Origin of the sequence: Nocardiopsis sp. TNDT3 (assembly GCF_003427465.1) — a bacterium.
Classification (GTDB): Bacteria; Actinomycetota; Actinomycetes; order Streptosporangiales; family Streptosporangiaceae; genus Nocardiopsis; species Nocardiopsis dassonvillei.
The window spans coordinates 1-4,153 of sequence record NZ_QPFC01000453.1 but is presented as its reverse complement, the minus strand read 5'-3'; the positions used below and the strand labels follow the sequence as shown (position 1 = coordinate 4,153).

Genomic DNA, 4,153 nt, shown 5'->3' with positions numbered 1-4,153 from the left:
GGTGGGCACCTCCGGCTCCACCGGCGTCTCCGGCTCCGCGGGCGCCTCCGGCTGCTGCGGCTGCTGGGGCTGCTCGGTGGACACGTCCGGAGCCCAGTTCTCGGTGGTGCCGCTGAAGGCCGGGCTCGGGAACGAACCGGGCTCGTAACCCTCCATCGCGGTGCTCATGTACCGGTTCCACAGCGACGCCGGGAGCGTACCGCCCGACAGAGAGCCGTATCCGGGGATACTGAAGCCCTCGTTGTTGCCGCTGTAGATCCCCACCGCCGTGGACAGCTGCGGGGTGTAACCGACGAACCAGGCGGCGACGCTGCCGTCGGTGGTACCGGTCTTGCCCGCGGTGGGGTGGTTGGCCAGCCGCGCCCCGGTACCGGTACCGCCGTTGACCACTTGCTGGAGGGCGTGGGTGACGTCGGCCGCGGTCTCCTCCTCCAGAGCCCTGTTGCTCTCCACCTCCGGGCGCACGTTCTCGCCCTCGGAGTCGATGATCTCCCGCACCACGTGCGTCTCGACGTGGACGCCGCCGTTGGCGAAGGTGGCGTACCCGCTGGCCTGGTCGACCGTGCGGGCGCTGGAGGCGCCCAGCGGCATGACCGGAACCAGCTGGCTGTCGGGCACACTCCCCTCGGGCCACCCGGCGGCGTAGACGGTGTCGCGGACGTTCTCGAAACCGACCTCCTGGGCCAGCTCGATGAAACCGAGGTTGTTGGAGACCTGGGTGGCCTGCGTGAGCGTCATGATGCCGCCCGGCGAGTTGCCCGCGTTCTGGATGCGCGAGCCCGCGATGGTGCGCGGCCCGCGCCCGTCCACCGTGGAGTTGAGGCTGTAGCCCTGCTCCAGGGCGGTGGCGAGCACGTAGGGCTTGAACGCCGAACCGGTCTGCGCGGCGCCGAGGAAGGAGCTGTCGTACTGGTTCTCCCAGTAGTCGTGGCCGCCGTAGAAGGCCAGGACCTCGCCCGTGGCCGGGTCGACGGTGGTCAGACCGACGTTGACGCCCTCGGGCCGGTTCTCGAGCGGGACCATCTCCTCCACCGCGGCGTAGGCGGCGTCCATCATGTCCTGGTCGAACGTGGTGACGATCCTGTAGCCCTGGCGGTTGATCTGGTCCTCGGTGTAGCCGAGCCGCTCCAGCTCGTTCATGGCCTCCTGGAGCATGTAGCCCTTGTAGCCGCTCAGGTCGGTGCCCTCGCTGGGCCGCTCCGGCTCGGGCGCCGGGAACTCCATCGCGTCGGCCTCGGCCTGGGTGATGGCCTCCGTGGTGACCATGCCGTTGACGACGTACTCCCAGCGCCGCTCCATGGAGGGGGTGGTCTCCACGTCGGCCTCACCGAAGGGGGTGGGCTGCTGGATGGCGGCGGCCAGGAACGCGGCCTCGGCGGGCTCCAGGTCCTGGACGTCCTTGTGGTAGTACGCCTGCGAGGCGGCCTGGACTCCGTAGGCGTTGCGGCCGAAGTAGATGGTGTTGAGGTACTGCTCCATCACCCACTCCTTCGACTCGCTCCGGTCGACCTTGAGGGCGATGATGATCTCCCGCACCTTGCGGGTGATGGACACGTCCCGGGAGATGCCCTCGTAGTAGTTGCGGACCATCTGCTGGGTGATGGTGGAGCCGCCCTGGACCTGCTGGCCGGTGACGGTGGACCAGACCGCGCGGGCGGTGCCGCTCACGGACACCCCGGGCTCGGTCCAGAAACCGCGGTCCTCCGCGGAGATGACCGCCTCGACGACGTGGTCGCCGCCCGCGGTCATCTCGTCGTAGGACAGGATCTCCCGGTGGGTGCCCCGGTAGGCGAACTCGGTCTCGCCGTCGGCGAAGTAGAAGGTGGAACCCTCCTCCAGGACGTCGGCCTTGGCCGCGTCCGGAACCTCCACGGTGCTGTAGAAGAAGGCGAAGACACCGCACCCGATGATGAAGAACACGCCGGTGACGATGAGGAAGACCCGCAGGATCCTCCACCACATGGGCTTCTTGGCCTTCTGACCGGCGCCCTTCTTCTTACCCCGTGCCTTGGGGTCACCCGGGCCCTTGGGCCCGCCGGGCCCGGTACCGCCAGGCCCAGCCGGACCCTTGGGGCCGCCAGGGCCGGTGGGACCGCTGGGTCCACCGGAGTTACTGGAACTGGTGGTGTCACCGGGACCGCTGGGGTCGCCGTGTGCCCCGGAGTGGGCGGCGGCCGCTCCCGCGGCACCCGCCGCTCCGGCCGCGGCCGCGGCGAAACCGGGGCGGGCGCCCCGGTCCTGCTCCCGGGAGGGCGAATCGGCCACGTAGGAGGAGAGGCGACGCGGCTCGGGCCACAGGGACGCCGTCTCGGCCGCGGAGGACTCGTCGATCCTCTGCTCTCCGTCACGGTCCGGAGCGACCGCGTCCGGTGCGGCGGGCACAGCGGACGTGGCGGCCTCGGCGGACCCGTCCTCGAAGTCCTGGACGTCGGTCACGGTTCCGGCCACGGGGCTCTTGGGAACTCCCGTGCGCTCCTGCCCGCGCGGGCTCCAGAGGTCTGTCCCGCCCTCTTCGGCACCGGCGTTGCCGGAGGCGTCGTCGGACGTCTCCGCCGCCTCCGCGGAGGCGGCGGCGCGGACGGAGTCGAGCGAGATGGGCTCGGTCCGGTCGGACACCGGCGATGGGGGCTCGTCGGCGCCGGCCGTACCGTCCTGGTCGACGGACGTGTCGTCGGCCGCGAAGGGCGGGGCGGCCTGGGAGGACCGTCCGTCCCCCCGACCCCCGTCCTCGCGCGTGTCGGACTCCTCCGTGCCCGTGCTGCCGGCTGAGGCGGGGGAGCCGGCCGCGGGAGAGGTGTGGACCGCATCGGTGCCGTGCGCGTCGGCGGGAACGCCGGAGTCCTCCGCAGCGTCGTCGCCGGTGTCGTCGGAACCGAAGCCCTGTTCCGCGAGGTTCTGGGCGACCTTGTCACGGAGGAAGGTACCGCTGGTCTTGAAGGTGACCGGGTTGATGAACTCCGGTTCGGGCTGTTCTCCTACGCTTTCTTCTCCTCCAGGAGTGTCATGAGTGGATTGGTCCCCCTCGATGTTGGGTACTCCACTCTCGGGACTGTGCTTGTTGGACAGCTCTTCGGCAGAGGTGTTCCTGGTGTCCGGCGTGTCCTTCCCGGGACGCTGTCCGTCCGCCCCGCTTTCGCCGTGTGTGCTCTCGCTCAGTTCCCCGCCCCCATGGCAAATCACGTCCGGCACCGTGCCGTCCTGATGTTTGACGCGCAAGTGCCCCGGATCGTTCAGTTCGAGTCAGGACCGAAGCGGTAATTCGGGGAATAACGCCGCCATCGCTCAGCCCTCCAGGCCACGATACCCGCCCGTAACCATGTCAAGTCCGAGCAGGTAAGCGTACTGTCACTTCTTACCCAAGGCTTACCCTGGGCAGCTGTGTATCGGAAAGACTGTTAGCCCGCTCACTTCCCCCGGATGCGTTCGAGCACCCGCAGGGAGCCCACCGCGCGCATCTCCTTGAACTCCCCCGAGTCGAGGGCCTTCCGGTAGATGTTGTAGGGCGGTCGGCCGCCGTCCTCGGGGTCGGGGAACACGTCGTGGATGACGAGGGCCCCGCCGGGGGCGACGTGGGGACTCCAACCATCGTAGTCGTTCTGGGCGGCCTCCTCGCTGTGGCCGCCGTCGATGAAGACCATGCCGAGCGGGGTACCCCAGACAGCCGCGACATCGGTGGACCGGCCCACGAGCGCGATGACCTCCTCGTCCAGGCCCGCTTCGGTGATCGTGCGCCGGAAGTGCGGAAGGGTGTCGAACCTGCCGGTCGCCTCGTCCACCAGGGACGCGTCGTGGTACTCCCAGCCCTCCTGGTGCTCCTCCGAGCCCCGGTGGTGGTCGACAGTGAGGACCTTGGCCCCGGTGGCGCGGGCGGCCGCGCCGAGGAAGATCGTGGACTTGCCGCAGTAGGTGCCGATCTCCACGATCGGCCCGACCTGGGCGTAGGCGACGGCGGTCTCGAAGAGGGCGGCGCCCTCGTCCGTGGGCATGAAACCCTTCGCGGCCTCCGCCGCGGCCAGAAGCTCTGAGGGGATTGTCTTCGTCATGCGGAAATTGTCCCACCAGCGAAAACAGAAACGGGCAGGGGCCCGGGCGGGCTGCCGCGTCTTCGAGGGGACGGCTGGTTGTCCACAGGACGCGGGACGCTCTGGCACCG

At 69.6% G+C, this 4,153-nt stretch carries 3 protein-coding genes; 1 reads left to right on the top strand and 2 read right to left on the bottom strand.

Annotated features, from left to right (window positions below; translation table 11 throughout):
- A partial coding sequence (locus tag DQW06_RS11955) for a transglycosylase domain-containing protein (RefSeq protein WP_232833010.1) occupies nt 1–2,616 on the bottom strand: 2,616 nt, incomplete at its 3' end.
- Nucleotides 2,617–2,796: 180 nt separating this feature from the next.
- Here DQW06_RS11955 and DQW06_RS29510 point away from each other — a divergent pair.
- A complete protein-coding gene (locus DQW06_RS29510; RefSeq protein ID WP_232833009.1) occupies nt 2,797–3,258 on the top strand; it encodes a hypothetical protein in 462 nt (153 codons plus the stop codon).
- Nucleotides 3,259–3,404: 146 nt separating this feature from the next.
- On the opposite strand, the gene DQW06_RS11950 is transcribed toward DQW06_RS29510, so the two are convergent.
- Nucleotides 3,405–4,043, bottom strand: a complete 639-nt coding sequence (locus DQW06_RS11950; RefSeq protein WP_117198434.1) for a class I SAM-dependent methyltransferase — start codon at nt 4,041–4,043, stop codon at nt 3,405–3,407.
- Nucleotides 4,044–4,153 lie beyond the last annotated feature (110 nt).